Annotated in this window: 23 protein-coding genes and 2 pseudogenes; 12 read left to right on the forward strand and 13 right to left on the reverse strand. The window is 41.5% G+C overall.

All coding sequences use genetic code 11. The features are described from left to right. The first annotated feature begins 51 nt into the window (after nt 1-51). The 5 genes from trpA (at nt 52) to FPL17_RS17645 (ending at nt 5,134) form a co-directional block, all read left to right on the forward strand. Complete coding sequence (trpA, locus tag FPL17_RS17625; RefSeq protein WP_159886536.1) at nt 52-855, forward strand: tryptophan synthase subunit alpha; 804 nt, start codon at nt 52-54, stop codon at nt 853-855. Next, nucleotides 852-1,748, forward strand: coding sequence for an acetyl-CoA carboxylase, carboxyltransferase subunit beta (gene accD / locus FPL17_RS17630; protein ID WP_005192992.1), 897 nt, complete (start codon nt 852-854; stop codon nt 1,746-1,748). Before trpA ends, accD begins: the two co-directional genes overlap by 4 nt. Beyond that, nucleotides 1,745-3,031, forward strand: a complete 1,287-nt coding sequence (gene folC / locus FPL17_RS17635; RefSeq protein ID WP_159886538.1) for a bifunctional tetrahydrofolate synthase/dihydrofolate synthase — start codon at nt 1,745-1,747, stop codon at nt 3,029-3,031. The genes accD and folC overlap by 4 nt, the downstream gene beginning before the upstream one ends. Continuing rightward, entirely contained in the window at nt 3,022-4,101 is a 1,080-nt protein-coding gene (locus FPL17_RS17640; RefSeq protein WP_151715128.1) for an SPOR domain-containing protein, read from the forward strand. The genes folC and FPL17_RS17640 overlap by 10 nt, the downstream gene beginning before the upstream one ends. A 94-nt stretch (nt 4,102-4,195) precedes the next feature. Continuing rightward, nucleotides 4,196-5,134 carry a DUF6929 family protein gene (locus FPL17_RS17645; protein ID WP_159886540.1) on the forward strand — a complete coding sequence of 313 codons (939 nt, stop codon included), beginning with the start codon at nt 4,196-4,198 and terminating at the stop codon, nt 5,132-5,134. Nucleotides 5,135-5,254: 120 nt separating this feature from the next. On the opposite strand, the gene FPL17_RS17650 is transcribed toward FPL17_RS17645, so the two are convergent. The 3 genes from FPL17_RS17650 to FPL17_RS17660 all read right to left on the reverse strand — a co-directional run bounded on the left by FPL17_RS17650 (nt 5,255) and on the right by FPL17_RS17660 (nt 7,506). Then, complete coding sequence (locus tag FPL17_RS17650; protein ID WP_159886542.1) at nt 5,255-5,839, reverse strand: dual specificity protein phosphatase family protein; 585 nt, start codon at nt 5,837-5,839, stop codon at nt 5,255-5,257. 5 nt (nt 5,840-5,844) lie between these two features. Continuing rightward, nucleotides 5,845-6,654 (reverse strand): MBL fold metallo-hydrolase, encoded by an 810-nt coding sequence (locus FPL17_RS17655; protein WP_151715125.1) that lies wholly within the window; start codon nt 6,652-6,654, stop codon nt 5,845-5,847. 210 nt (nt 6,655-6,864) lie between these two features. After that, a complete protein-coding gene (locus FPL17_RS17660; protein ID WP_159886544.1) occupies nt 6,865-7,506 on the reverse strand; it encodes a peroxiredoxin in 642 nt (213 codons plus the stop codon). 363 nt (nt 7,507-7,869) lie between these two features. On the opposite strand from FPL17_RS17660, the gene secA reads away from it, so the two are divergent. Next, nucleotides 7,870-10,593 carry a preprotein translocase subunit SecA gene (secA, locus tag FPL17_RS17665; RefSeq protein ID WP_151715123.1) on the forward strand — a complete coding sequence of 908 codons (2,724 nt, stop codon included), beginning with the start codon at nt 7,870-7,872 and terminating at the stop codon, nt 10,591-10,593. Nucleotides 10,594-10,740: 147 nt separating this feature from the next. Next, nucleotides 10,741-11,145: a thioredoxin domain-containing protein gene (locus tag FPL17_RS17670; RefSeq protein ID WP_005192975.1), complete on the forward strand. Its 405-nt coding sequence runs from the start codon at nt 10,741-10,743 to the stop codon at nt 11,143-11,145. 64 nt (nt 11,146-11,209) lie between these two features. Here the strand turns inward: FPL17_RS17670 and lpxO are convergent, their stop codons facing one another. From lpxO to trhA, 3 genes are all read right to left on the reverse strand, one after another. Then, nucleotides 11,210-12,115, reverse strand: coding sequence for a lipid A hydroxylase LpxO (lpxO, locus tag FPL17_RS17675; protein WP_005208773.1), 906 nt, complete (start codon nt 12,113-12,115; stop codon nt 11,210-11,212). Nucleotides 12,116-12,278: 163 nt separating this feature from the next. Continuing rightward, nucleotides 12,279-13,589, reverse strand: a complete 1,311-nt coding sequence (locus FPL17_RS17680; protein ID WP_005208771.1) for an MFS transporter — start codon at nt 13,587-13,589, stop codon at nt 12,279-12,281. Between the two features lie 104 nt (nt 13,590-13,693). Then, the gene (gene trhA / locus FPL17_RS17685) at nt 13,694-14,335 is read right to left on the reverse strand and encodes a PAQR family membrane homeostasis protein TrhA (RefSeq protein WP_159886546.1); all 642 of its coding nucleotides are present in this window, start codon (nt 14,333-14,335) and stop codon (nt 13,694-13,696) included. A 102-nt stretch (nt 14,336-14,437) separates the two neighbouring features. On the opposite strand from trhA, the gene FPL17_RS17690 reads away from it, so the two are divergent. Both FPL17_RS17690 and FPL17_RS17695 read left to right on the forward strand, forming a co-directional pair. Next, nucleotides 14,438-15,655, forward strand: coding sequence for a class I SAM-dependent methyltransferase (locus tag FPL17_RS17690; RefSeq protein ID WP_159886548.1), 1,218 nt, complete (start codon nt 14,438-14,440; stop codon nt 15,653-15,655). A gap of 17 nt (nt 15,656-15,672) precedes the next feature. Beyond that, the gene (locus FPL17_RS17695) at nt 15,673-16,095 is read left to right on the forward strand and encodes a GNAT family N-acetyltransferase (RefSeq protein ID WP_159886550.1); all 423 of its coding nucleotides are present in this window, start codon (nt 15,673-15,675) and stop codon (nt 16,093-16,095) included. Nucleotides 16,096-16,133: 38 nt separating this feature from the next. Here the strand turns inward: FPL17_RS17695 and FPL17_RS17700 are convergent, their stop codons facing one another. From FPL17_RS17700 to FPL17_RS17720, 5 genes and pseudogenes are all read right to left on the reverse strand, one after another. After that, nucleotides 16,134-16,370: a hypothetical protein gene (locus tag FPL17_RS17700; protein WP_005206134.1), complete on the reverse strand. Its 237-nt coding sequence runs from the start codon at nt 16,368-16,370 to the stop codon at nt 16,134-16,136. A gap of 193 nt (nt 16,371-16,563) precedes the next feature. Further along, nucleotides 16,564-17,418: a patatin-like phospholipase family protein gene (locus tag FPL17_RS17705; RefSeq protein ID WP_159886552.1), complete on the reverse strand. Its 855-nt coding sequence runs from the start codon at nt 17,416-17,418 to the stop codon at nt 16,564-16,566. Nucleotides 17,419-17,484: 66 nt separating this feature from the next. Continuing rightward, entirely contained in the window at nt 17,485-17,709 is a 225-nt protein-coding gene (locus tag FPL17_RS17710; protein ID WP_005206131.1) for a hypothetical protein, read from the reverse strand. A gap of 166 nt (nt 17,710-17,875) precedes the next feature. Beyond that, nucleotides 17,876-20,010, reverse strand: a pseudogene (locus FPL17_RS17715) (3-hydroxyacyl-CoA dehydrogenase NAD-binding domain-containing protein). Between the two features lie 10 nt (nt 20,011-20,020). After that, a complete protein-coding gene (locus FPL17_RS17720; RefSeq protein ID WP_159886554.1) occupies nt 20,021-21,226 on the reverse strand; it encodes an acetyl-CoA C-acetyltransferase in 1,206 nt (401 codons plus the stop codon). Between the two features lie 226 nt (nt 21,227-21,452). Here FPL17_RS17720 and FPL17_RS17725 point away from each other — a divergent pair, with 226 nt between their 5' ends. The 3 genes and pseudogenes from FPL17_RS17725 to FPL17_RS17735 all read left to right on the forward strand — a co-directional run bounded on the left by FPL17_RS17725 (nt 21,453) and on the right by FPL17_RS17735 (nt 23,604). Then, nucleotides 21,453-22,550 (forward strand): agmatine deiminase family protein, encoded by a 1,098-nt coding sequence (locus tag FPL17_RS17725; RefSeq protein WP_159886556.1) that lies wholly within the window; start codon nt 21,453-21,455, stop codon nt 22,548-22,550. An 83-nt stretch (nt 22,551-22,633) separates the two neighbouring features. Further along, a complete protein-coding gene (locus FPL17_RS17730) occupies nt 22,634-23,176 on the forward strand; it encodes an AAA family ATPase (RefSeq protein WP_159886558.1) in 543 nt (180 codons plus the stop codon). Then, a pseudogene (locus FPL17_RS17735) lies at nt 23,173-23,604 on the forward strand (NUDIX hydrolase). Before FPL17_RS17730 ends, FPL17_RS17735 begins: the two are co-directional and overlap by 4 nt. Before the next feature lies 1 nt (nt 23,605). On the opposite strand, the gene FPL17_RS17740 reads toward FPL17_RS17735, so the two are convergent. Together FPL17_RS17740 and FPL17_RS17745 are read right to left on the reverse strand one after the other, a co-directional pair. After that, on the reverse strand, nt 23,606-24,091 hold the full coding sequence (locus tag FPL17_RS17740; protein WP_159886560.1) for a GNAT family N-acetyltransferase: 486 nt from the start codon (nt 24,089-24,091) through the stop codon (nt 23,606-23,608). 96 nt (nt 24,092-24,187) lie between these two features. Next, on the reverse strand, nt 24,188-25,201 hold the full coding sequence (locus FPL17_RS17745; RefSeq protein WP_004652394.1) for an AraC family transcriptional regulator: 1,014 nt from the start codon (nt 25,199-25,201) through the stop codon (nt 24,188-24,190). Nucleotides 25,202-25,404: the final 203 nt, after the last annotated feature.

Raw genomic sequence — 25,404 nt, forward strand, 5'->3', positions numbered from 1 at the left:
TATGACTACAAACAACTCCTTAATTTATATAAATCAGGAAAGCATAATCCTATGTCACGTCTTGCCACTCGTTTTGAACAGCTTAAATCTCAGCAACGTAAAGCGCTTGTTTCTTATGTTATGGCAGGTGACCCGCATCCACAGGTAACCGTTCCATTGCTTCACCAAATGGTTGAAGCGGGTGTCGATGTCATTGAACTGGGTCTTCCATTCTCTGACCCAATGGCAGATGGCCCTGTGATTGCTTTAGCCGCTGAGCGTGCTTTGGCAGGTGGAACCAATACCTTAGATGCATTGGATATGGTGAAAGCCTTTCGTGAAAAAGACCAAACCACACCAGTGGTATTGATGGGATATTTAAATCCTGTCGAAGTCATTGGTTATGAAAAGTTTGTTGCTTATGCGAAAGAGTGCGGTGTTGATGGGGTACTTTTGGTGGACTTACCGCCAGAAGAGTCTAAGCAATTAGGTGAAGTTCTTCAACAAAATGGAATGGATCAGATATTCTTGCTTGCACCTACTTCAACCGACCAACGTATCCAACATGTGGTCAATCAGGCGAGCGGCTTTGTTTACTATGTGTCACTCAAAGGTGTGACAGGTGCAGCAACTTTAGATACCTCTGAAGCAGCAGCGCGTATTGCAAAAATTAAGTCTAAGACCAATGTGCCAGTAGGCGTCGGTTTCGGGATTAGTGATGCTGCGTCTGCAAAAGCGATGGGTCAAGTTGCCGATGCCGTGATTGTAGGAAGTGCTTTCGTTAAATCTTTTGCGACATTGCCAGCGGATGAAGCTGCGCAACAGACAGTGAATAAAGTGAAGGAGCTTCGAGCTGCGCTCGATGAGTTAGTATGAGTCAAGAGTTAACATCAGGGAAGGTTCTTAACCCTTCAACACCTTGGACTGAGCGTCATGTCCCTGGTATTCAGGTTGCAGATCAACAACAGATATTTAAAGCGACCTTTACTGAGCCTACGATTGAATGTCCTGAGTGCCATGCGCTGGTAACACGTACTGCAATGTCATTTAATGCCTATGTGTGTCCTCAGTGTGATGAGCACTTACGGATGCGTGCACGTGATCGTTTGAACTGGTTCTTTGATCAAGTGAATGGCGAGTTGGGGCAGGAGTTTAGTGCCAAAGACCCATTAAAATTTGTGGATAGCAAACCTTATCCAGATCGTATGCGTGAAGCACAAGACAAAACTGGCGAAACCGAAGCACTTGTTGTTATGCAAGGTTCACTCAAAGGTTTGGACTTGGTTGCGTGTGCATTTGACTTCGACTTTATGGGCGGTTCAATGGGAACCGTAGTCGGAGACCGTTTTGTACAAGCGGCTGAACGTGCAATCGCATTGCATCAACCAATGATCTGTTTTGCTGCTTCTGGCGGCGCACGTATGCAAGAAGGCATGTTGTCTTTGATGCAGATGGCGCGTACTGCGGCTGCAATCCAAAAAATGAAAGAAGCGCGTGTTCCATACTTGGTGGTATTAACCCATCCAGTTTATGGTGGTGTGACCGCTTCATTGGCGATGCTCGGCGATGTCCATATCGCTGAACCGAAAGCGATGATTGGTTTTGCAGGTAAACGCGTGATTGAACAAACAGTACGTGAAAAACTGGAAGAACCTTTCCAACGTGCAGAATATTTGCTTGATCATGGTGTGGTCGATCAGATCGTTCATCGTCATGCATTACGTGATACTGTATACAGACTTGTCGCTAAGCTGATGAATTTACCTTGAAACCACTCGCTCCACATTCAACAGACACATTAACAACATGGCTCGATTATTGGGGTCATGTTCATGTTACAGGCATTGATCTAGGTTTAGAACGCGTCATTCCCGTTGCTGAAAAGCTCGGTGTGATGCAACCTCAAGCGAAGGTGTTTACCGTCGCTGGAACCAATGGTAAAGGTTCAACCACCACAACCTTGGCTGCGATTTTAAATGCGCAAGGTTACAAGGTTGGCCTGTATCAATCACCGCATATTTATCGTTTTAATGAAAGGGTAAAGTTGGCGGGTGCTGAAGTTGATGATCGAAGTTTGGTTGATGCTTTTGTTCTAGTCGATCAAGCACGACGTGAATGTGGTTTAAGTTTATCTTTTTTTGAAGCAACCACTTTGGCTGCTTTTTTGATTTTTAAACAGCAACAATGTGATGTTTGGGTGCTTGAAGTCGGTCTAGGCGGTCGTCTTGATGTGGTCAATGTGATCGATCCTGATATTGCTGTAATTACCAATATTGGTCTAGATCATGTAGATTGGCTCGGCGACACCATAGAAAAAATCGCATTTGAAAAAGCAGGGATTATTCGTTCGAATATTCCAGTGGTTTTCGCGGGTCAGCAACAACTGCCGCAAGCCATTCAAGATAAAGTGGTTGAAACTCAAGCTCAGCTATATGCCTTGAATCGAGATTATTTTTACCAGCAGAATAATGATGGCCAAACTTGGTCATTTGCTTCTTCTGGTACAACCTTACAGCTCCCTGTGGGACAGTTAGCACTCGACAATATTTCTACCGCAGTTGCAGCTGTATTGGCGAGTGGTGTTGAAGTTTCACAAGCAGCGATTGCAACAGGTATTCAACAAGCACGCTTACAAGGTCGTTTTGAAATACGACAAATCCAAGATAAAACCGTGATTTTTGATGCTGGGCATAATGCGCATGGCGTCGAATTTTTATTGAAGCAGTTGCGAAAATTCTTAAAATACAATAAACAGTACACAGATGTTGTTGCAGTATTTTCAATGCTGGCAGATAAAGACATTGCTTCTGTCACCGATTTACTAAAAACAACAGTAAAAGATTGGTTTATTGCTAATTTAGATGTGCCTAGAGCCGCACCAGTGCAACAGATCCATGATGCATTGCAAGGGCAACAGGTATACGAGTTCGGCAGTATCCAGCAAGCGTTTGAAACTGTGCTGAAACAAAGTAATAACAATCAGCTGATTTTAGTCTGTGGTTCGTTTCATACTTTAGAAGCGGTCTGGGAGTATTTAGAAGAATGTCGATGAATAACAAACAACGTTGGATGGGCGGCGTTGTTCTACTCGGTGGTGGTGTTTTATTAGCTGCATTGCTGTTAAAGGGCAATGATGAAATTGAGCAAGATCACACGCAAGCTCCAGTTACTCATCCAATTCCCAAAACTGAGTCTAAGCCGAAAACGGCACAGCCAGCTCAAGACAGCGAAATGGTGTCATTGCAACCATTGGCTGTCGATGTGGAAACAGAAAAGCGGTTGCTGGAAGAACAGCGTCGTTCACGTGAAAAAGCGGTGGCAGAACAAGAAGCGCGTGCAGCTGAATTCTTAAAGATGCAGCAACAGGCCGAAGCCGCAGCAGCACGTAAAGCTGCGGAAGAATATGCAGCGATTAATGCACGTCGTACTGCAGCTCAAGAAAGCTCGGATAATATTCCACCTGAATTGGTTGAAGATGAAAAAGCCAAGGCTCAACGACTTGCGGATGAAAAACGTAAAGCGGATGAAAAGAAGCGCGCTGAACAACAGAAAACAGATCAACAAAAGTCTGATGCTGATAAGAAGTTAGCGGAAGATAAACGTAAAGCTGAAGCAGCAGACAAGAAAGCAGCCGAAGATAAACGTAAAGCAGAAGCAGATAAGAAAGCTGCGGAAGATAAGCGTAAAGCTGAAGCGGCAGATAAGAAAGCCGCAGAAGATAAACGCAAAGCAGAAGCTGACAAGAAAGCAGCAGAAGATAAACGTAAGGCAGAAGCAGAGAAGAAAGCTGCTGATGAGAAAAAACGTAAAGCTGACGAAGATAGCAAGAAGAAAGCTGAGGCTGAGAAAGCACGCGATCTGATGGAAAATGGCGATAAAAAGTGGATGGTACAAGTGGCTTTGGCTGCAAACCAAGCCAATGCAGACGCTGTTGTGTCGAAATTACGTGCTAAAGGCTACAAGGTAACGACCAGCCAGACCTCTAAAGGAATCCGTATTATGGTTGGTCCTGCTAAGGATCGTGATACTGCGGATAACACGCGTAAGAAAATCACAACGGATGAAAGCTTAAATATGAAATCTGCTTGGGTGATTGATTGGGTTCCGCTTGACCAACGATAAACCTTGACCATCCCCTAGATCAAATCAGGAGCACATCACAGGCTTTATTTATGCTGTGAGTGTTCCATTAAAATTAAATAGGGGACTCGCGATCATGAATACAGCGATCAGAATATTAGAACGATTTGTTTTTTCACAAGATTCTGATGTTATTGCATTGTCTGGTGTCGCCTGTATAGGGGACGATGTTTATTTTGTTGGTGATGATGTTCGTTACTTATTAAAAACCAATCGAAACAACAATATAGATGGTGCAACAGTTTTTGAAAAAGTTCCGTTATCTGAGTCGTCTGAACAAATATCATTTAGCGTATTGAGCAAAGCAAAAAAGCCTGATTTTGAAGCACTAAGTTGCATAACCTTGGATGGGCAACAGCAACTACTGGTGATGGGATCTGGTTCTACCGAAAATCGGAAACAAGCATTACTTTATAATCCATCTAACAATCAAATCAGCATTTTTCTGGATGCAGTCGATTATCACTTTTTAGAGAACAGTGTTGAATTAACGGGTGGAGCTGAACTGAATATAGAAGCAATCTGTTCAGACCATCATCATTTCTATATCTTTCAACGTGGCAATATTAATCGCCATCACGGTGTTTTAGTTTTTGATTTAGCTGAAATTCAAGCAGGAAAATCGTTAGAAAATGCGTTTATCAACTCGCTTAATCTCAACTTGCCTGAGATTGAGGGTGCTGCAAGTGGGATTTCTGATGCCTATTTCTTTGTGGATAAAAATCTAATTGCCGCCACGGCAGCGGTTGAGCAAACATTAAATACCTATGACGATGGTGATGTGCTGGGTAGTTTTATTTTGCTGTTCTCGCCAGATGGTAAGGCTTTATTCAGTCATTTGATTCAAGATGAAGACGGTAAAACGCTTGCGATTAAAGTTGAAGGGATTACTTGGTTAGAGTCGAGATCCGATGGGGAAGTATTCCTATTGGTCACGGATAGTGATGGCGGAGATTCTGAAATTTTAAAGGTCTGGTTGGCTCATTCAGTTTTTGAAAACCAGAAGGGGAAGTAAAACTTGCTTGGTGATCATGCAATTTTGAGCAGATTGATTTCTATTGATTGGACAAGCCAGTTTCTTTACGAAGCTCTATTGGCTAAATAAATAGAGCTTGGTCCAGAATAATTACAATATTTAGTGAGATGGATTAGGCAGTTGCTGTTGAATCCATTTTACATTTTCAGGCGTAAATAAGTGATCAATGTTTTTCCAGATCACATGGAAGCCATATCCACCTTGTTTCATTTCTTTGACTGCATCTTCAATTGACCAGTTTTCAAAAATAATCCGATACATGGCAATCGTTGCACCAGTACGGTCTGAGCCATGATAACAATGCACTAAAATTTTATGATTGTTTTGTTTAGCTGTTTGAATCGCTTGCATGGTCTGCAATAAATCTTGACGATTAATGGCCCATGTATAAATCGGAATATGCACTAGATTAAAAGGCTGATCTTTTAAAACTTTGGCATCTTCATTTCTAGCTCTGAGATTGATGACCGTATCAATATTATATTTTTTTAGGCTTGGAATGAGCTCATTGCTGGGCTGATCACTACGAAATACATCATTGCTAATTTGATAAAAATTATGTGTATGGGAGATTAGCGTTCCCCAGTTTTTAGGGCGTTGTTCATCATCCAAACTTGGGTGTTTCATGCACCCACTGAGCGTTAATGTTGAAACAAGAGCAACGGTAATGAGTGTTTTTTTCATATGCTTTACTGATAACGACTGAATTCGACTGGATCGTGCGCACAAATTAACTCAATGCTTGGCTCATGTTGAGCGAGATATTGTAACTGTTTCAGATTTTGCAAACGCTGTTGGTTATCTTCGGCCAGTAAGCGTTCGGTAAGATTTAGGGCTCTCAGTTTATTTTTCGGATTGAGCTCCAAATGGGTGTAATAGGCATCGCCACAGAATAGGACCCAGCCATCAGCCTTTTTAATCGCAATCCCACAGTGTCCAGCAGTATGCCCAATCAATGGAATCATCAAAATTTCATCTTTAAAGAAAGGTAATCCTTTAACTTTTTGTAGATTAAACCATGGCTCTCCATCGTTATGTTCAGCAAAGTTCCAATGACGATGTTGTTTGAATTGCTCCATTTTATAACGAAGCTTGCCTTTGGCTGTGAGTGATTGGGTGGCATTAAATTCCGCAGCTAACAGATGTACGGTGGCATTAGGAAAATCAGAAATTCCGCCTGCATGGTCGAAATCTAGATGGGTCACAAAAATATGTTGTACATCATTCGCATTAAAACCGAGTTGTTGAATTTGTTGGATGGCGGTGAGTTTTAAATTCGGGACAATTGAGCCAAACTGTTTCAGTAAACGGCCCAAACGCTGTTCGGTATGTAAATAGTCTTGAAGCCCTAAACCTGTGTCAATTAACACTAATCCGCGATCAGTTTCAATCAATAGACAATGACAAACGAGGTGTGCTTTCCAGCCTTTTTGTCCAAATAATGGCGCACAAGTCGGGCAGAAGCTGCCGCAATGTAGATGGTGGATATTGTAGATCATGATGCTTTTTTTATTGTGTAGCGGATCGAATTATTTTTATAACCGATTGATTCAGAAATACCAAAACAATTTTAGCTTATATATAAAAAAGCCTATCCAGAGGATAGGCTGAGATGCATGTTATTCAGATTTAATATTATTTTATTACTGCTTGGGTTTATCCTCTACTACGTACTTCGTTTGTCTTGCACTGCGATTAAAGCATACGCTTTAATCTAGTTCAGGCTGGGGGGTTAATCGTAAATACGGTTTGACGGCCTTGTAACCTTTAGGGAAGCGCTGTTTGATTTCTTCCTCATCCTTTAATGATGGAACAATCACCACATCTTCACCATGTTGCCAGTTAGCAGGTGTTGCAACTTTATGCTTATCGGTTAATTGTAGTGAATCTACTACGCGCAATACTTCATTAAAATTACGACCTGTGGATGCAGGATAGGTAATAATCAAACGAACTTTCTTGTTCGGGTCAATAATAACCAATGAACGTACAGTTAGAGTTTCACTGGCATTTGGATGAATAAATCCATACAGCTCAGATACTTTACGTTCTTTGTCGGCAATGATTGGAAAATTAACAGTAGTATTCTGTGTTTCGTTGATGTCTTGAATCCAGCCTTGATGTGATTCAACATCGTCTACAGAAAGTGCAATGGCTTTCACACCGCGCTTATTAAACTCATCTTTTAGCTTTGCGGTGTAGCCAAGTTCCGTGGTACAGACTGGGGTGTAGTCTGCAGGATGGGAAAAAAGGATCCCCCAGCTATCCCCTAAAAAACCATAAAAATCAATATCACCTTGGCTTGATTGTTGTTGGAAATTTGGGGCGATGTCGCCTAAACGTAATGTCATGATCAGTCCTCTATACATTCTTTATGTTTTCTGTCTGTATTCAATATGCAGCATTCGCTTTATAAAGAAAAAGATTGTTTTTTCATTTTGTTATGAGTTTTTGAGATATCAATACGTAGCTATGCTAAAAAATGATCAGAAATACACATTCAAATCGATGTAAGTTAAGGGCAAATTTGCTACATTAACGCTCTTTGGTTGTGTGATGTCAGAATCGCCTCGCAGATTTTTTTACCTGTTTGGATGCAAAGCACTTGTAGTTCTTATTTCTGACTCCATAATAACAGCTAAGAAAAAATTAACCGACCTAGGGTTTGTTGAAATTGACAAACCTTATAACAAACAGGATTAGAGAGTTTATTCATGTTGGCAAGTCTGATCGGAGGTATCTTCGGTACAAAAAATGAGCGCGAGCTCAAACGCATGCGTAAAATTGTTGAACAAATCAATGCGCTTGAACCGACGATATCTGCTCTTAACGATGCAGACCTCTCTGCAAAAACTCCAGAATTCAAACAACGTTTTAATAATGGTGAAAGTTTAGATAAATTATTACCAGAAGCTTTTGCGGTTTGTCGTGAAGCTGCAAAACGTGTCATGGGCATGCGTCACTATGATGTGCAGCTCATCGGTGGTATTACCTTACACGAAGGTAAAATTGCTGAGATGCGTACAGGTGAAGGTAAAACCCTGATGGGTACTTTGGCTTGTTACCTCAATGCATTAAGCGGACAAGGCGTTCACGTGATTACCGTGAATGATTACTTGGCGCAACGTGATGCTGAGTTAAACCGTCCATTATTTGAATTCTTAGGCTTGAGCATTGGTGTGATTTACTCCATGCAAATGCCTGATGAAAAAGCACAAGCTTATACCGCAGATATTACTTACGGTACCAACAACGAGTTCGGTTTCGACTATCTACGTGACAACATGGTGTTTTCTCTACAAGAGAAAAAACAGCGTGGTTTAAGCTATGCCATCATCGATGAAGTTGACTCAATTTTAATTGATGAGGCGCGTACGCCATTGATCATTTCTGGTCAAAGTGAAGATTCATCTCATCTTTATCAGCTCATTAATAATATTCCTCCAACATTGCGCCCTCAAAAAGAAGAGAAAGTGGCTGATGGCGGACATTTTTGGGTGGATGAGAAACAACGTTCAGTGGAAATGACTGAAGTTGGTTATGAAACAGTTGAGCAAAAACTGATTGAAATGGGCTTGTTGGCTGAAGGTGAAAGCCTGTATTCAGCAACCAATTTGAATTTGGTTCACCATGTGACTGCAGCGATTCGTGCACATTATCTCTATCAAAAGAACGTGCACTATATCATTGGCGTGAATCCACAGACTCAAAAAGAAGAAGTCATTATTGTGGATGAGAGCACGGGTCGTACCATGCCTGGTCGTCGCTGGTCAGAAGGCTTGCACCAAGCGGTTGAAGCCAAAGAAAGCATGGAAATTCAACCTGAAAACCAAACGCTTGCAACCACAACTTTCCAAAACTATTTCCGTCTATATAAAAAGCTTTCAGGTATGACAGGTACTGCCGATACTGAAGCTTCGGAAATGAAAGAAATCTATGGTTTAGATGTTGTGATTATTCCGACACATCGTCCAATGGTACGTGTGGATCATAATGACTTAATTTATTTAAACCGTAATGGTAAATACACTGCGATTATTGAAGAAATTACCAATATTCGTCAGCAGGGTGTTGCACCAATTTTGATTGGTACGGCAACTATTGAAGCAAGTGAAATCCTTTCTTCTAAGTTATTACAAGCAGGTATCCATCACGAAGTCTTGAATGCGAAGCAGCATGAACGTGAGGCAGATATTATTGCGCAAGCGGGTAGTCCGAATGCAGTAACGATCGCAACTAACATGGCTGGTCGTGGTACGGATATTTTGCTCGGTGGTAACTGGAAAGCGAAACTTGCCAAAATCGAGAATTCAACGCCTGAAGATGAAGCACGCTTACAAGCACAATGGGAAAAAGATCACGAAGACGTTTTAAGTTCAGGTGGTTTACATATCATTGGTTCTGAGCGTCATGAATCACGTCGTATTGATAACCAGCTGCGTGGTCGTGCCGGTCGTCAAGGTGACCCAGGTGTATCTCGCTTCTATCTATCACTTGAAGATGATTTGATGCGTATCTTCGCAGGTGACCGTGTGGTTGCCATGATGCGTGCAATGGGCTTGCAAGAAAGTGAAGCGATTGAACACAAAATGGTAAGCCGTTCAATCGAAAATGCACAGCGTAAAGTTGAAGCACGTAACTTTGATATTCGTAAGAACTTATTGAAGTATGATGACGTAAACAACGAACAACGTAAGATTATTTACTCACAACGTGATGATGTTTTGGCTGAAAGCTCGCTACAAGACTACATCGAAGAAATGCATCATGAAGTGATCAAAGGATTAATTGCTAACTTTATTCCACCAGAGTCAATCCATGATCAATGGGATATTGAAGGTTTGGAAAATGCCTTGCATGCGGATTTAGGCATTGAATTACCAGTACAGCAATGGTTAGACCAAGATCGTCGTTTAGATGAAGAAGGTCTAGTGGCACGTATTTCTGATGAAGTGATTGCGCGTTATCGTCAACGTCGTGAACAAATGGGTGATGAATCGGCAGCAATGCTAGAGCGTCACTTTATGTTGAATTCACTTGATCGCCATTGGAAAGATCATTTAGCAGCGATGGATTATCTGCGTCAAGGTATTCATTTACGTGGTTATGCGCAGAAGAATCCTGAGCAAGAATACAAAAAAGAAGCATTCAACTTATTTGTAAATATGTTGGGTGTGATTAAGTCAGATGTGGTGACTGATTTATCTCGTGTGCATGTACCGACTGCGGAAGAGTTGGCGGAACTTGAGGCTCAGCAACAACGTCAGGCTGAATCAATGCGTCTGTCTTTCGAGCATGATGATGTCGATGGTCTCACTGGTGAAGTCACAGCTTCTGAAGAAGTTGTTGACCATACATTCCCAGTACCAGAAAGTCGTAATGCACCTTGTCCTTGTGGTTCAGGTTTAAAGTACAAACAATGTCACGGTAAAATCTAAGCTTCGACTTAGATTAAGCTGAAATAAAAAAGCAGAGCATTGGTCTCTGCTTTTTTTACGAGAATTTACTTGAGTCCAAGCACGCTTTGTAGTTTCATTATTGGACTTATAGATCTTGATTGAGTTCGCATTAAAAGCGGGAAGACAATGAAAAAACCATTACAACTTTTAATTTTGGCAAGTGCGGCGGTATCTGGTTTTGCATTTGCAAATGATGCGCCACAAACCACGACTGTGGATAAAGTGTTGGCAGCAAAAGGTACAAATACAGCAGAAGCGCAAATAAAACGTGAAGTGACTACGGTGATTAGCCCACGTACTGGCATTCGCTATACGCTAGGTGATACTGGTAATCGCCCAATTGTATTGCAAACTGCAGCAATTGCACCTGCAAACTCTGCCAATATCAATCGTATTGTGGCATCTAACCCTGCATTATCAGCACAAAGCCAAGAGAAAGCCAAGATTGCTTTAATCGGTGAGACGGCTGTTCAAGCGGCTAATGCTGCAGCTGCACAAACTGCAAGTACACAGACAGCAAAAGCAAATTAATTACGATTTGTTTAAAATAAAAAAAGAGATGCAACTGCATCTCTTTTTTTATGGAAGAATATTTTTATAAAAAACTTGGTAATAAAATTAAGCCAATCAAAATAGCAAATAGCACCCACTTAGACACATAGTAGAGTGGGCGATTACGTTCTTTTAAACCACGGCCATAATGGTGGACCGCATAACCATATTTGAAAATACGGTTAATAAAACCAGTTTTGTCTTGATCATCATTTGGTGAGCTAGCTGCAGACATTACATTACGACCAAACCAATAATTCAGCTTTTGTGCCCAGCCCCATTTCATTGGACGTTCGATATCACAGAATAAGATGATACGGGTTTCATCAGTTTTGTTTTCAGCCCAATGCACAAAAGTTTCATCAAAGACGGTTGCTTCACCATCTCGCCAGCTATAACGCTCTTGATCGACTTCAATAAAGCAATCATCGCTATTTGGCGTGACCAGACCCAAGTGATAACGTACAGAACCTGCATAAGGATCACGGTGTTTACCCAAATAACTACCCGATGGTAGTTCGGTAAACATAGCGGCTTTCACCGAAGGAATGCTTTCCAGCAGAGCCACTGTTTTTGGGCAGAGTTGCTGTGCTGAAGGATGGCTGTCTTGGTACCATTTTAGATAGAAACGTTTCCAACCACGTTTGAAGAAGGTGTTAAAGCCTGCATCATTATTTTTTTCAGACGCTTTAATTTGGTTTTGCAGTTGAATTGCTTCTTCTCGAATCACTTGCCAATTATCTTGCAATGGTTTCAGTTCTGGAAACTGTGCCACGTCGAAGAAGGGTTGGTTCGGCAATTTAGAAAAACCAGTCATGAACATGTTCACTGGTGCTAAAAATGTCGAATGGTCAAATAATTGTCGAGATGCTTTTAATCTTTCTTTACCCCGGAAATAGGTATATAAAAAGCTGATTAAAAATACGGCAACGATAATCACTGCGTACATAACACAATCGTCTAAAAAAAATGAAGGCGGTTATTTTAGCATAAAAAATATTTGGAAGAATGCTGTTATAAAAGCAACTTTATAAGATAAAAACTATGCAATTGAATGGTATTTCAGATGATCTGAGTTGGTTTTTTGCACAGATCATCTGAAAAAATGACGATTAGATTTGGTTGTTTACATCATCATTTTTAGTTTCGCGCATCAGTAAGAACGCGATTAAAGAGAGGATCGAAGCTAGGCTGAGATATAAACCGACTGCACCCAGACCATAGCTTTCTGCCAGTTTTGTCGCGATATATGGTGCGAAAGAAGCCCCAAAAATACCCGCCAAGTTAAAGGTTAAAGCTGAGCCTGTATAGCGAACGGAAGTCGGGAAAATTTCAGACAGGACTGTGCCAATTGGCCCATAGGTTAAGCCCATGATTGAAAGACCGATACATAAGAACAAGAACACCAAAATCGGGCTACCTGAACCTAATAGCGGTGCGAAACACAATCCGAATAGGGCTGAAAGAATACACACTGCAATCGATGTATTTTTACGACCAAATTTCTCTGCAAAAATTGCAGATAGGGGAATAAAGGCAGCAAAACAGAGGGTTGCAAACAGTTGTAACACCAAGAAGTCACCACGTGCATAGCCGAGCTTTGTGGTTCCCCAGTTCAAGGCAAATACGGTGGTGAGATAGAACACGACAAAGGTACAGATGGCTGCAATTGTCCCGAGCACCAACATTGGAAAATGTTTGGTCATGACTTCTTTGAAAGGGACATTTACTTCTTTCTGCTTATTCAATACCTTTTGGAAGGCAGGTGTTTCATGCAACTTCAAACGGATATATAAGCCGACTAAAACCAATACTGCACTGGCGATAAATGGAATACGCCAGCCCCAAGTCATAAACGCCTGTTCAGACATAAAAGCATTGAGTAATAAAAATGAACCTGTTGCAAGGATAAAACCAATCGGGGCACCGAGTTGTGGGAACATCCCATACCAAGCGCGTTTGCCCTCTGGTGCATTCTCAGTGGCAAGCAGTACCGCACCACTCCATTCACCACCTAAGCCCAAACCTTGGCCTAAACGACACAAGGCAAGCAATAGTGGTGCAGCGAGACCAATTTGTGCATAAGTTGGTAACAGACCGATACAAACCGTAGAAATCCCCATGGTTAGCAAGGCTGCAACCAATGTGGCTTTACGTCCGATTCGGTCACCGAGATGTCCGAAAATCGCAGCACCAATAGGACGTGCAATAAAGGCAATCGCAAAGGTTGCCAGAGATTTGAGCACCGCAGCGCCATCGCTACTTTCTGGGAAAAACAAATGTGGAAAAATGAGTACTGCTGCGGTGGCATAGATATAAAAGTCAAAAAACTCAATCGTCGTACCGACAAGGCTGGCAAATAATACCCGTACTTTTGAATTGCTGGCCACTTCTGGGGTGGCAGTCGTAGTGCTTGACGACATACAAGACCTTCATGTTATTCATTCAAGAAACAGAATAGCGGTTGTCTTGAAAATTCCTTTTGAATGTGCAGTTTTACTTCGAAAACTTAATGCTATATATGGACTTATAATACATAACAGTAGATTGCCAAAAAGTGTAATCCTGCGCCTAATAGCACAAAAACATGCCAAATTGCGTGGGTATATCTTACCTTTTTTAAGGCATAAAACAATGTGCCGATGGTATAAGCCAAACCACCTGCAATCAGCAGTTGCACAGCATCTTTGGAAAGATAGCGCTGCATATCATCCATCACTAAAACGGCTAACCATCCCATAACTAAATAAGCAGCTAAAGAAATTTTCTGGAAACGATGAATAAAGACCAGTTTGAACAGTGTACCGATTAGCGCAATTGTCCATAATGCAATCAGCAAATAATGTGCTTTGGCGGTTGGAATCGCGATACTCAAAAATGGGGTATAGGTTCCTGCAATCAGATAGTAAATCGCAGTATGATCCAATTTTTTATACCAATAACGCTTACGTTCATCCACAGCAAAGTGATACAGCATGGAACTTGCAAGCAAGAGAACAAGACTAAAACCATAGACCCATAAACTGATCCACTGTCCCAATGGTAAATACTGGCCCTTAATAATCATAAAGATTGAGGCAATTAAAGCCAGTGCAGCACCAATACCATGGCTATAGGCATTAATCAGTTCTTCTTTCGGGTCATAGTCCAGCAGTGTTTTTGTGTTCATCAAGCTTTCAGGTTGCATAAAAAATACAACTGTATCGTAATGCAATTTCCCTTTTAAAGTAAGACGCTTTAAAATTTAGTTTCTATTTGTCAGGTTTTCATTATGTTTGCGCCGAAATTTTCTTTTGAACAAGAACAGCAGTTTTTCTTGGATATCCAGCAATCTATTGAAAATAAAAGCTTTGATCGCCTTATCTTAAGTCAATATAAAGGTGAAATAGCGCAACTAGAAAAGATAAGCTTTCGTGTGATTGAGCTGCAAGGACAAGCAATGCTGTCTTGTTTATATCACCATACTACGCAAGATGTGACCAAAAACTATACGATAGATGAAGGTTTAGAGAAAATTGCTGAATTATTGAATCAGTGTAAACAGGCCAACTTATTTAGCTTGGAGCAAGATATTCAGCTTAAGAAAAACAAAAAGAAAGCCATGCTGAATTGCCAGAAGAAGCAAGCCTCTGTCGACAAAGTAGGACAACAGCAGCACGATCGTGAAAAACAGCGTTATGTACAACAGCAAAGTCCATTTTTAAAACATCTCGGGATTACTGATGAAAAAGGGCAAATTGTCCCAAGCATGGCGCGGAAGTGGAAACAGATTAATAAATTTATTGAAATCTTTTCGCATGCGTATGAACAGATTGATGCTTCACAGCAAGAGTTGAATATTGTTGATTTTGGCTCAGGCAAAGGTTATTTAACTTTTGCTTTATATGATTATTTGCAGGCGCAGCATAAGACACCCTTAATTACGGGCGTTGAACTACGTTCAAACTTGGTTGAATTTTGTCAGAATGTTGCCGATCAGACGGGTTTTAGTCATCTTGATTTCTTTGAAGGTGATGTTCGTAGTTATCAACCAGAAAAGTTAGATGTGATGATTGCATTGCATGCCTGTGATATCGCCACTGACTTTGCTATTCATACTGGGATTCGTCTCAATGCATCCATGATTATGTGTGCGCCTTGTTGCCATAAAGAACTTCGTCCACAACTGCAAAGCCCAGAGGTTTTACAGCCGATGTTGCAATTTGGTATTCACGCGGGGCAACAGGCAGAAATGTTAACGGATACTTTACGTGCATTACTGCTTAAAGCTTATGGTTATGAAACCAAAGTTTTTGAGTTTGTGTCTTTGGAGCATACTAGTAAGAATAAAATGATTCTTGCGACCAAGCGCAAAGATATTCAACAACCTGATGCCAAAATCATGCAGCAAATCCAAGCATTAAAAGCCATGTATGGCATTGAAAAACAGAGTCTGGAATTATTATTGCAAGATCAGATGCCAGTCGAGAATATTGGCTGTAAGTGTTAATTAAAACAGAGAAAACGATGTACCAAGTCAAACAGGGAAATTGGGATCAATTACAGCAAGATGCGAAATTGATCCGAACATTGGTTTTTATTCAGGAACAAGGTATTGCTGAAGCGGATGAGTGGGATGAGCAAGATGCGATCTCACAACACTTTGTTATCTATGATCAGGATCAGCCGATTGCGACAGCACGATTATTACAAAATAATAGTGTGGGGCGAGTTGCTGTGCTTAAGGCTTATCGGGGGCAAGGTCTTGGTCAAATGATTATGCTGAATATTATTGACTTTGCGAAGCAGCAGGGACGTGCATTCCTGTATTTGTCTTCACAAGTCCATGCGATGTCATTTTATCAGCAGCTTGGTTTTGTGGTGCAAGGGGATGAATATGATGAATGTGGCATCCCTCATATTGAAATGCGGATGCCACTTCTACAGTAAATTCAGAATGAAGTGAATGAGCTTGAATTGGACTGAGTTTATGGCTGTTGCTGAGTTTGGGCAGCCACTTCAGAACTCGCTGAAGAGCTATTTTGAGCATGTTCCTGTTGTTGCGCTTTACGTTGTGCGCCTGGCATATAATCAGGTTCTTGGGTCATGGCCAAATAGAAAAAGCTTAAAAAGATCGTGCTGAGCACACCGACAATAATGACAAATTTCCATCCCAATACGGTTTCTTCATTTGAATCTTTTTTTGGGGATGGTTGATTATTCATAATAAATTCCAAAAATAACAAAACATAAAACTAGATTTTGCGCCTTTTGAGGCAGATTTGCCAAGTGGAAATTTTGAATAAGAAATTGGCTCACCCTTTGGATAGGGACGCGTAGACCAAAGATGCTGCCATCGTTGAACTAAGAAAAAACGCTTCGCCATCCAAAGGAAAATTGGATTTGTTTGTATAAAAATTAAAGCTTGTTCCAGTCTTCGATTGCCTTTAAACCTATTTCTATCCCAACATCATAGCTATAACGGATCTTGGCTTTATTCTTTGAAAGTCGACCTGCCATATTTTTAAAATCAGGTGGGCAAACTTCCAAGATTTTCTGTTCAGAGGGTGTGCGAGTAAATTCGACGGCATCGTTATAACGTTGAGTCCTCGTTAATAAACTTTGTGCAAAACCACGCTGCTGTTTAAACAGGTATTTCGCAAGGAACTGATCACCTTTACTGCTGGCTTTATAATAATTTTGAGGACGTGTTCTGAGCACCATTAATTTAGATACATCATGCTGTTGCGCTGCCCAATGGATGGGAAGGGCATCTGCAACACCACCGTCAAAATAAGGTTCACCAAAGACTTCAACCGCTTGACGAGTTAAGACAGGAATTGAACTGGATGCTCTTAAACCTTCTAAGATATTGTCTTTGGACGCTTTGATATAAGTGGCTTCACCTGAAATGGCATGGGTCAATACCATATAAAATTCAGGATGATTGGCAAATAGATGAGCTTGATTGAGCGGATGCTCTTTTTCTACCACATCCCACATCCATTTTAAGTCCAGTAAGTCACCACCCTTGAAAAAGCGACGATATTGGATAAATTCGGTACGAAGAGAGTGATCTAAATAGATTTGTAAGGTGCGACCTTGCTGAGCAGCGAGGTAGTTGGCGACATTGGTTGAACCAGAAGAAACACCGACACAAAGATCAAAGGGATTAAATTGTTGCTGTAAAAATGCATCTAAGACACCGCTGGTGAATGCACCGCGCATTCCACCGCCTTCAACGACCAGTGCCTGACGATTTTGTTGAAGCATTGAAAATCTCGAATATCATGATAAACCCATGTTTTACACGGATTTATCATATTCGACAATAACACTTTAGTGATTGTGTTGATGTGCTTCCGTTGCCCCTGTTTCTGTTGTCACTGATGATTGTGACATTTCAGCTGGGGTAGCCGCTTTCTTTTGATTCATTGGCATATAATCTGGCTCATTATTAATAGCCAAGTAGAAAATCACCATAAACAGTACGCTGAGAATTGTGGTGATAATTAATGCTTTCCAGCCCCAAGGCGAAGTTTCTGGGCAGAGTTTTTCAGACATAAGAAATTTCCAAATGATGCAAAAAAATAAAGCAGAATTGCTAAAGTTATAGCATAAATTGTGATGCATTACTCAGATGTTTTGCTGTGATTTTGTCGAGCGCATAAAAAAGCCCGTACAGACAAGGAGTTCCATACGGACCTTAATTGGCTTGGCTAAATCGAGATTATTGAATCACAGTATTTTGCTGTGCTTTTTCTTTCAATAACTTTGGTGGCGTGAAACGGTCACCATATTGAGCCGCCAGTTGCTCGGCACGTTGCAATGATTTTTGAATGCCATTTTGATTCAGGAATTGAATGGCACCACCTGTCCATGGGGCAAAGCCAATTCCAAAAATCGAGCCAACATTGGCATCAATCACAGATTCTAAAACGCCTTCTTCATAGCAGCGTAAAGTATCCAGTGCTTGTACAAATAGCAAACGATCAATCATATCTTGTTCAGAAATAGTATTGTCTTTCTGCCAGCGGTTGAGCCCATCCCATAAATGCTTTTTGCCATTTTCAGGGTAGTCATAGAAACCTGCACCTGCAGCCTTACCTTTACGATTCAGCTCATGAATCATGGTGTGCACCACCTCATCCACTGGGGTTTTCGGTAAATCTTTACCTTCTGCTTGCAGGGCTTTACGGGTTTCTGCTGCGACATGTTCAGTCAAGGTCAGAGATACTTCATCCTGAATGGCAAGTGGGCCAACAGGCATACCTGCTTTCAGTGCTGCCATTTCAATTCTGGCTGGATGCACACCTTCTGCAAGTAGACGCATCCCTTCTTGAATGAAAGTACCAAATACGCGGCTGGTGAAGAAGCCACGGCTGTCATTCACGACAATTGGGGTTTTGGCAATTTGCTGAACAAAGTCGTAAGCCTTCGCCAATGTATCAGCAGAGGTCTGTTTACCTTTGATAATTTCAACCAATTGCATTTTATCGACTGGACTAAAGAAATGTAGTCCAATGAACTTTTGAGCATCTTTACTCGCCGTCGCCAAACCAGTGATAGGTAGGGTAGAGGTGTTCGATGCAAAGATTCCACCTTCAGCCAAATATTGTTCAGCTTCTTGAGTCACTTTGGCTTTCAGTTCTTGGTTCTCAAATACTGCTTCGATGATCAGGTCACAGCCTTGCAAGTCCGCCGCATTTGCCGTTGCAGTAATCAGTGCTAAAACTTGGTCACGCTTTTCTGCGGTCATACGACCTTGTGAAACACGTTTATCCAAAAGTTTCTGTGAATAAGCTTTGCCTTTATCTGCGTTTTCAACAGAGACATCTTTTAGGATCACAGGGATACCTTTGATTGCAGTTGAATAGGCAATGCCTGCACCCATCATCCCCGCACCTAATACACCGACTTTAGTGGCTTGCCATTTTGCAACTTCAGCAGGGCGGCTTGCGCCAGACTTGATTGCATTGAGACCATGCCAGAAGGTACCGATCATATTTTTAGAAATCTGACCAACTGTGAGTTGCGTAAAGTAACGCGATTCGATACGCAAAGCGGTATCTACATCAACCTGTGCACCTTCTACCGCAGCCGCCATGATTGCTTCAGGCGCAGGATAACAGCCTTTGGTTTTATCACGTAGCATCGCAGGGGCAATCGCAAGTACTTGTGCCACCGCAGGCGTTTTCGGATCGCCACCTGGAATCTTGTAGCCTTTAACATCGAATGGCTGTTGTGACTTTGGATTGGCTTTGACCCAAGCAATGGCTTTGTCTAATAGTTCTTGTTCGTTCTCAGCAGTGTCATGTACCAAACCGAGCGATTTTGCTTTATCTACCCCAAATTGCTTACCTTCCATCAGGAATGGAAATGCATTTTGTAAGCCAAGTAAACGTACCATCCGCACGATACCACCACCGCCTGGCAGCAAGCCTAAGGTCACTTCAGGCAAACCAAATTTGGTTTTTGGATCATTGATGGCAATACGGTAATGACAGCCTAAAGCAATTTCCCAACCGCCACCAAGCGCCGTACCATTAAGGCAGCAACAACGGGTACACCTAAAGTTTCAATCGCACGTAAGTCACCCTTGAGCTCTTCAATCATTTTGAAGAACTCAGTGGCATGTTCAGGTTGAACCTGAATTAACTCATCCAAGTCACCGCCTGCAAAGAAAGTTTTCTTGGCAGAACGGAAAATAATGCCTTTCAGATCAGTTTCTGTTTTGAGTTTTTGGCTAACTTCTTGGAGTGATTCACGGAATTCTGCATTCATGGTATTGGCAGACTGACCAGATGAATCAAGGGTAAGAATTACAATATTGTCAGCGTTTTTTTCGTATTTAATAGCGCTCATGTTGTGCTCCTTACACCAACTCAATAATGGTGGCGATCCCCATTCCACCACCGACACATAATGTGGCTAGGCCACGTTTTTTACCTTGACGCTCTAATTCATCCAGCAAAGTACCCAAAATCATGGCACCCGTTGCACCGAGTGGATGGCCCATCGCAATTGCACCGCCATTCACATTGACTTTCTCAGCTGGAACGTTCAGTTCATTGATAAAACGCATCACCACGGCCGCAAAGGCTTCATTGACTTCAAATAGGTCAATATCATCAATCGTTAGGCCAGCTTTGGCTAAGGCTTTACGTGCAGCAGGCGCAGGACCCGTGAGCATGATGGTCGGGTCTGTGCCCACCAATGCCGTTGCAAGTACTTTGGCACGTGGTTTTAAGCCTTGTTCTTTGACGGCTTTTTCAGAAGCCAATAACACCACTGCAGCACCATCAACGATGCCTGATGAGTTGCCCGCATGATGCACATGGTTAATTTTTTGTGCTTCTGGATATTTCTGTAGCGCAACTGCATCGAAGCCCATTTGTCCCATCATTTCAAAGCTGGCATTCAGTTTTGCCAAGCCTTCAACGGTGGTAGCACCTCGAATAAATTCATCTTTTTCTAAGATCAGTACACCCGAATGATCTTTAACAGGAACGACGGATTTATCGAAATAACCTTTGGCCTGTGCTGCCGCTGCTTTTTGTTGTGAGCCGACTGCAAACGTATCGACATCTTCGCGGCTATAGCCGTCTAAAGTGGCAATCAAATCTGCACCAACGCCTTGGGGTACAAAAGAAGATTTTAAGTTGGTTTCAGGATCAAGTGCCCAAGGGCCGCCATCAGAGCCCATCGGGATGCGTGACATGGACTCCACACCGCCTGCGACAACGATATCTTCCCAACCAGAGCGGACTTTTTGTGCTGCCAAATTGACTGCTTCCAAGCCAGATGCACAGAAACGGTTGATTTGCACACCAGCAACATCATCATTCCAACCTGCTGCAATGGCAGCAGTTTTAGCAATATCACCACCTTGGTCAGCAATCGGTGTGACACAACCTAAGACGATGTCATCGACTTTTGACGTATCAAGTTGATGGCGTTGTTGTAATTCATTCAATAATGATGTGAGTAAAGTAATCGGTTTGACTTCATGAAGTGAGCCGTCTTTTTTCCCTTTTCCGCGTGGTGTGCGAATGGCATCAATAATGTAGGCCTCGCTCATAGGTTTTCCTTGTATCACCTTAAAATTGTTGTTTATCGAGTGTACTCAATTTAAGTGTCAGTGCAATGATGATAAACATTGGCAAGTTTGATGCTTTTCGCCAATTTGATAGATTGCATGAGTGATCAAGCCAAGCGTTAATTTTGGTATTCTTTTACTTGTCTTGTGAGATCTTCGATTAGACTAGCATTTGGAAATGATTGATAGAAAAGATGGGCGAAAGCACATGATAAAATTAAAGCGTCACTATGCTGTTATGGCATTGATCTTGTCACTTTTTGGATGTGATTCATCTGGACGGAATATTGAAAATAACAAAGCAATCGAGGATAAAAACAAGGTGAGCCAAACCTATTCAAATCAAGTCGCTGACGACAGAATGTTATTGGTGTTGTCTGCGCCTTCTGTACATGATCCTTATTACAAATCCGCTTTTCAACGAATTGTAGATTTTCAGATTGATTATGCAAAATCGATTTTGGGCAATGATAATGTCGTGATTTTGGTGGATGAGGATACCAAGCCTTATTTCACGGGCAAAGTGCCTGAAGATATTTTACTGGTAGATGATGTCCGTGATATCTGGATGCGCGACTTCACCACAGTCAATCCAATGCAACCAGTGCAATTTACTTATACTTGGGCCTCGATGACCAAGAAACAAAGTAAAGATGTGCAAAAAAGTTTTAGTCAGTTTGCGGATCGTTATCAAATTCAAAGAGCTAAAACTGATTTGATGATTGATGGGGGGAACCTCGTTGATGACTATGCGGGTCGTGTCATTACCACAACACGTTTCATGGAAGATAATGAGCTTAGCTATAACGAGGCCAAACAAGAGTTAAAAGCCATGCTGGGTGCAACTGAAGTTGCCATTCTAGAGCCAGATGAAGAAGTACTGGCGCATTCAGATGGTATGGTCAGTTGGGTGGATAAAAATACATTGCTTGTGAATGACTATTCAAAAACACCATCATTTAGAACAACTGTAATGAAGGAGTTAAAGGCTTCATTTCCAACTGCAAAGATTGTGGAAGTGCCTGTTGAATATAAGACCAATCCCAAAGGGCAGTGGGAAGGTTTTGAGTCTGCATGTGGTGTGAATTTGAATGCCACGGTCACACAGAACAATATTTATGTGCCAACCTTTAATATGCCGCATGACCAAAAAGCATTAACGATCATCAAGCAAAATACTAGCAAGAAAGTCATTCCCGTAAATGCTGAAAGTGTTTGTCCAATGGGGGGCAGCGTGCGTTGCCTCACTTGGCAGGTGACTGGGGACAATGCTGAGAAACTGATTCAAGCAGCAAGAGATAAGTAATTGGTTTATAACTTGCATCGACTGGTTCACAGGCCGATGTAAGTTGTTTAAACTCACATGCCTTTTTATTGTACTCATAACAAATGAAGTTCATTAATATTATTGGTACGACAGGTTCAGGTAAATTGACGTTTGCCCGACATTTGGCGCAAAAACAACAATTAAAATATATCGAACTTGATAATTTACTTTGGCTGGATGATTGGCAAGAATCGACAAATGAAGCCTTGTTTTTGAAGCTAAAAAACGCCATGGAAAATGCAGCGACAGGGTGGGTCATTGATGGACTTTATACCCGCACTATTCCAATGATGATGGAGAAAGTAGATACCGTCATCTGGTTAGATTATTCCTTTCACATCAATTTATATCGTTTGACCAAGCGTACATTCGGGCGTGTGATCAGTCGGAAAAAGTTATGGAAAGATTCAAATAATCGGGAAAGTTTAAAATTGATGCTGTCCAAAGAATCTATTTTTATCTGGTTAATTAAATCCTATCCTAAAAATCGTAATAAATATTTCGATTTGATGCAGAATCCTGACTATCAGCATATTCGGTTTATTCGTCTGACTTCCCCAAAACAAGCAGTAAAATTTTTAGAACAGATTAAGGCCGTGCAATGACGTCTATTCGAGCAAAAGCGTTATGCCTATTTCGTCATAATGAAAAGGTGTTGCTTGCAAAAGCGTATGATCCCAACAAGGATGAACATTTTTTCAGACCGATCGGTGGTGGTATCGAGTTTGGGGAAACATCTATTCAGGCAATTGAAAGAGAGGTTTTGGAAGAAGTTTAGCAGCAGCTGACACAACCTAAACTTGTCTGCGTCATGGAAAATCTATTTAGCTTTGATGGGCAGCAAGGTCATGAAATTGTGTTTGTATATGATGCTGAATTTGTAGACTCGTATATATATCAGCAACATGAGATACAGGGTTGTGAACCCAATGGACATAGCTATATCGCACAGTGGCTGAGTCGAGAACAAATCGCACTCACTCAATATCCTGTTTATCCAAAAGGCATTGAGCAATGGCTATTCAATGCGTAGATCATCTCAAGCTTGAGTTTATGGACTCATTCGACAAATCTAAATGAAAGAATTGGTTATAGTGTGATTCGGTATATTCTGCGAAAGCTGCACCTTCAACAAAGCCAAACTTCTTATAAAGTTTGATTGCTGCATCAAAGTGACTATCTTTTCCTGTTTCTAAACTGACTTTTTGATAGTGACGTTGCTGGGCAAGTTCTAGCAAATATTCCAGTAGTTGTGCTGCGACCCCTTGACGTAAATGGGCAGGGTGAGTCCGCATAGATTTGATTTCTGCGTGGTCGGGTGTCAGTTCTTGGATTGCGCCACAACCCAGTAATTGCTCATCGTTCCATAAGGTATAGACGCTAATTGAATCTTTTTGCAGACTGCTCAGGTCTAATGAAAAACTATGTTCAAGTGGGGTAGTTTGATGTAGACCATGCAAATGGAGATAAATCAAATTTTGAACTTGTGGATGGCAGAAGTCAGCTTTTTTAATGATCATTGTTATTCAAGCAAATTGTAGAGGTCTGCTTGATTATTAGCATATTTAAAAAGTAATGTTCAACTGTATAAAGTTGAACATTACTTTGTTGTTATATTAGTTGTGATGGCCATGCAACTGACGATATAAACCAGGGGTTACTCCCGTCCATTTCTTAAAAGCACGGTGGAAGGTACTGGTTTCACTAAAGCCGACTTGCTGTGCTACATCTTCAAGGGTGAGATTTGGGGTCAACAATAAATGAATCGCAGCATCACGACGTAAGGCATCCTTAACACCTTGATAGCTTTTACCTTCCGCAGCCAAACGACGACGTAAGGTTTGCGGTGATAAATACAACATTGCCGCGACATCATTGAGTGTTGGCATTTCTTCGCCAATCTGACTCTTTAATACATCACGAATACGTGAAGTCAACGAATTGGTATTTTTGAATTTCACTAACAGTTGGGCAGGTGCTGCTTTCAAGAATTCTTCTAAGGTCTTTTCATCTTGACGGATTGGGAGATCCAGATAATCCGCAGCAAAGGTAATCTCTGTGCGTGGCGCATCGAATTGCATCACAGGTGCAAAGAACAATGCATCGTATTCATCAGCATGATTAGGACGTTCATAACCGAAATGCACACGCTCTAAAGGTAGGCGACGTTCAATTAACCATGATGCTAGACCGTGCCAGATCATCAGCATGCTTTCAGTAATGAAATGATCAGGATCTAAAGCTTTAGGAATGTGTGGGACTAAACGTGCTTCATGTTTGTCACGTTCCAAGCTAACGGACCATTCATCTCCAAACAATTTGTAGAATTGAGAGGAGAGTTCCAGTGCCTGTCCAAGTGTTTTGGAGTGGATGATCAATTGGCACATGATCGCAAATGTACCCAAGCGACGTGGCTGTACATCGAAACCAACGTGTTCATCTTGGGTAACCATCCATAACATTTTTACAAAACGGGTGTACTGCTCAGGAGAGATTCGAGCCTTTGGTTGGCGAAGCAGTTCAGCCTCTATGCCGACATGTGAAAGTAACGTTTCAACGTCCATGCCTAGGCGTTTAACACCTGTTAAAGCCGCATTCACGAAGTGGATGCTGATCGTATCACGGCTCATATTGAATCCTTCAGTTTCTTTACTATTCACGATAATTGACCTAAATAACCGTCTAAAATATCAAATTGGGCAATTGACAAGAAAAATAATTGCGCCTTGTATACATGTTAAATTGCCGAAACTATCAAGGTAAATGGCTGAACATGACATTGTTTTTGTGTTTATCCACACCTAGTATAAAAGAAAATTTGAACAAATTGAGT

Source organism: Acinetobacter dispersus (genome assembly GCF_009884975.1).
Lineage (GTDB): Bacteria > Pseudomonadota > Gammaproteobacteria > Pseudomonadales > Moraxellaceae > Acinetobacter > Acinetobacter dispersus.

What these genes read in the sequence shown, in the direction of transcription:
- trpA (WP_159886536.1), top strand. Translation starts at nt 52, where the DNA reads ATGTCACGTCTTGCCACTCGTTTTGAACAGCTTAAATCTCAGCAACGT.
- FPL17_RS17670 (WP_005192975.1), top strand. Translation starts at nt 10,741, where the DNA reads ATGAAAAAACCATTACAACTTTTAATTTTGGCAAGTGCGGCGGTATCT.
- FPL17_RS17705 (WP_159886552.1), bottom strand. Translation starts at nt 17,418, where the DNA reads ATGCTTCAACAAAATCGTCAGGCACTGGTCGTTGAAGGCGGTGGAATG.
- FPL17_RS17695 (WP_159886550.1), top strand. Translation starts at nt 15,673, where the DNA reads ATGTACCAAGTCAAACAGGGAAATTGGGATCAATTACAGCAAGATGCG.
- FPL17_RS17740 (WP_159886560.1), bottom strand. Translation starts at nt 24,091, where the DNA reads ATGATCATTAAAAAAGCTGACTTCTGCCATCCACAAGTTCAAAATTTG.
- FPL17_RS17680 (WP_005208771.1), bottom strand. Translation starts at nt 13,589, where the DNA reads ATGTCGTCAAGCACTACGACTGCCACCCCAGAAGTGGCCAGCAATTCA.
- accD (WP_005192992.1), top strand. Translation starts at nt 852, where the DNA reads ATGAGTCAAGAGTTAACATCAGGGAAGGTTCTTAACCCTTCAACACCT.
- FPL17_RS17720 (WP_159886554.1), bottom strand. Translation starts at nt 21,226, where the DNA reads ATGAGCGAGGCCTACATTATTGATGCCATTCGCACACCACGCGGAAAA.
- FPL17_RS17710 (WP_005206131.1), bottom strand. Translation starts at nt 17,709, where the DNA reads ATGTCTGAAAAACTCTGCCCAGAAACTTCGCCTTGGGGCTGGAAAGCA.
- FPL17_RS17645 (WP_159886540.1), top strand. Translation starts at nt 4,196, where the DNA reads ATGAATACAGCGATCAGAATATTAGAACGATTTGTTTTTTCACAAGAT.
- FPL17_RS17660 (WP_159886544.1), bottom strand. Translation starts at nt 7,506, where the DNA reads ATGACATTACGTTTAGGCGACATCGCCCCAAATTTCCAACAACAATCA.
- FPL17_RS17690 (WP_159886548.1), top strand. Translation starts at nt 14,438, where the DNA reads ATGTTTGCGCCGAAATTTTCTTTTGAACAAGAACAGCAGTTTTTCTTG.
- trhA (WP_159886546.1), bottom strand. Translation starts at nt 14,335, where the DNA reads ATGAACACAAAAACACTGCTGGACTATGACCCGAAAGAAGAACTGATT.
- secA (WP_151715123.1), top strand. Translation starts at nt 7,870, where the DNA reads ATGTTGGCAAGTCTGATCGGAGGTATCTTCGGTACAAAAAATGAGCGC.
- FPL17_RS17730 (WP_159886558.1), top strand. Translation starts at nt 22,634, where the DNA reads ATGAAGTTCATTAATATTATTGGTACGACAGGTTCAGGTAAATTGACG.
- FPL17_RS17725 (WP_159886556.1), top strand. Translation starts at nt 21,453, where the DNA reads ATGATAAAATTAAAGCGTCACTATGCTGTTATGGCATTGATCTTGTCA.
- FPL17_RS17700 (WP_005206134.1), bottom strand. Translation starts at nt 16,370, where the DNA reads ATGAATAATCAACCATCCCCAAAAAAAGATTCAAATGAAGAAACCGTA.
- FPL17_RS17650 (WP_159886542.1), bottom strand. Translation starts at nt 5,839, where the DNA reads ATGAAAAAAACACTCATTACCGTTGCTCTTGTTTCAACATTAACGCTC.
- FPL17_RS17640 (WP_151715128.1), top strand. Translation starts at nt 3,022, where the DNA reads ATGTCGATGAATAACAAACAACGTTGGATGGGCGGCGTTGTTCTACTC.
- lpxO (WP_005208773.1), bottom strand. Translation starts at nt 12,115, where the DNA reads ATGTACGCAGTGATTATCGTTGCCGTATTTTTAATCAGCTTTTTATAT.
- FPL17_RS17745 (WP_004652394.1), bottom strand. Translation starts at nt 25,201, where the DNA reads ATGAGCCGTGATACGATCAGCATCCACTTCGTGAATGCGGCTTTAACA.
- FPL17_RS17655 (WP_151715125.1), bottom strand. Translation starts at nt 6,654, where the DNA reads ATGATCTACAATATCCACCATCTACATTGCGGCAGCTTCTGCCCGACT.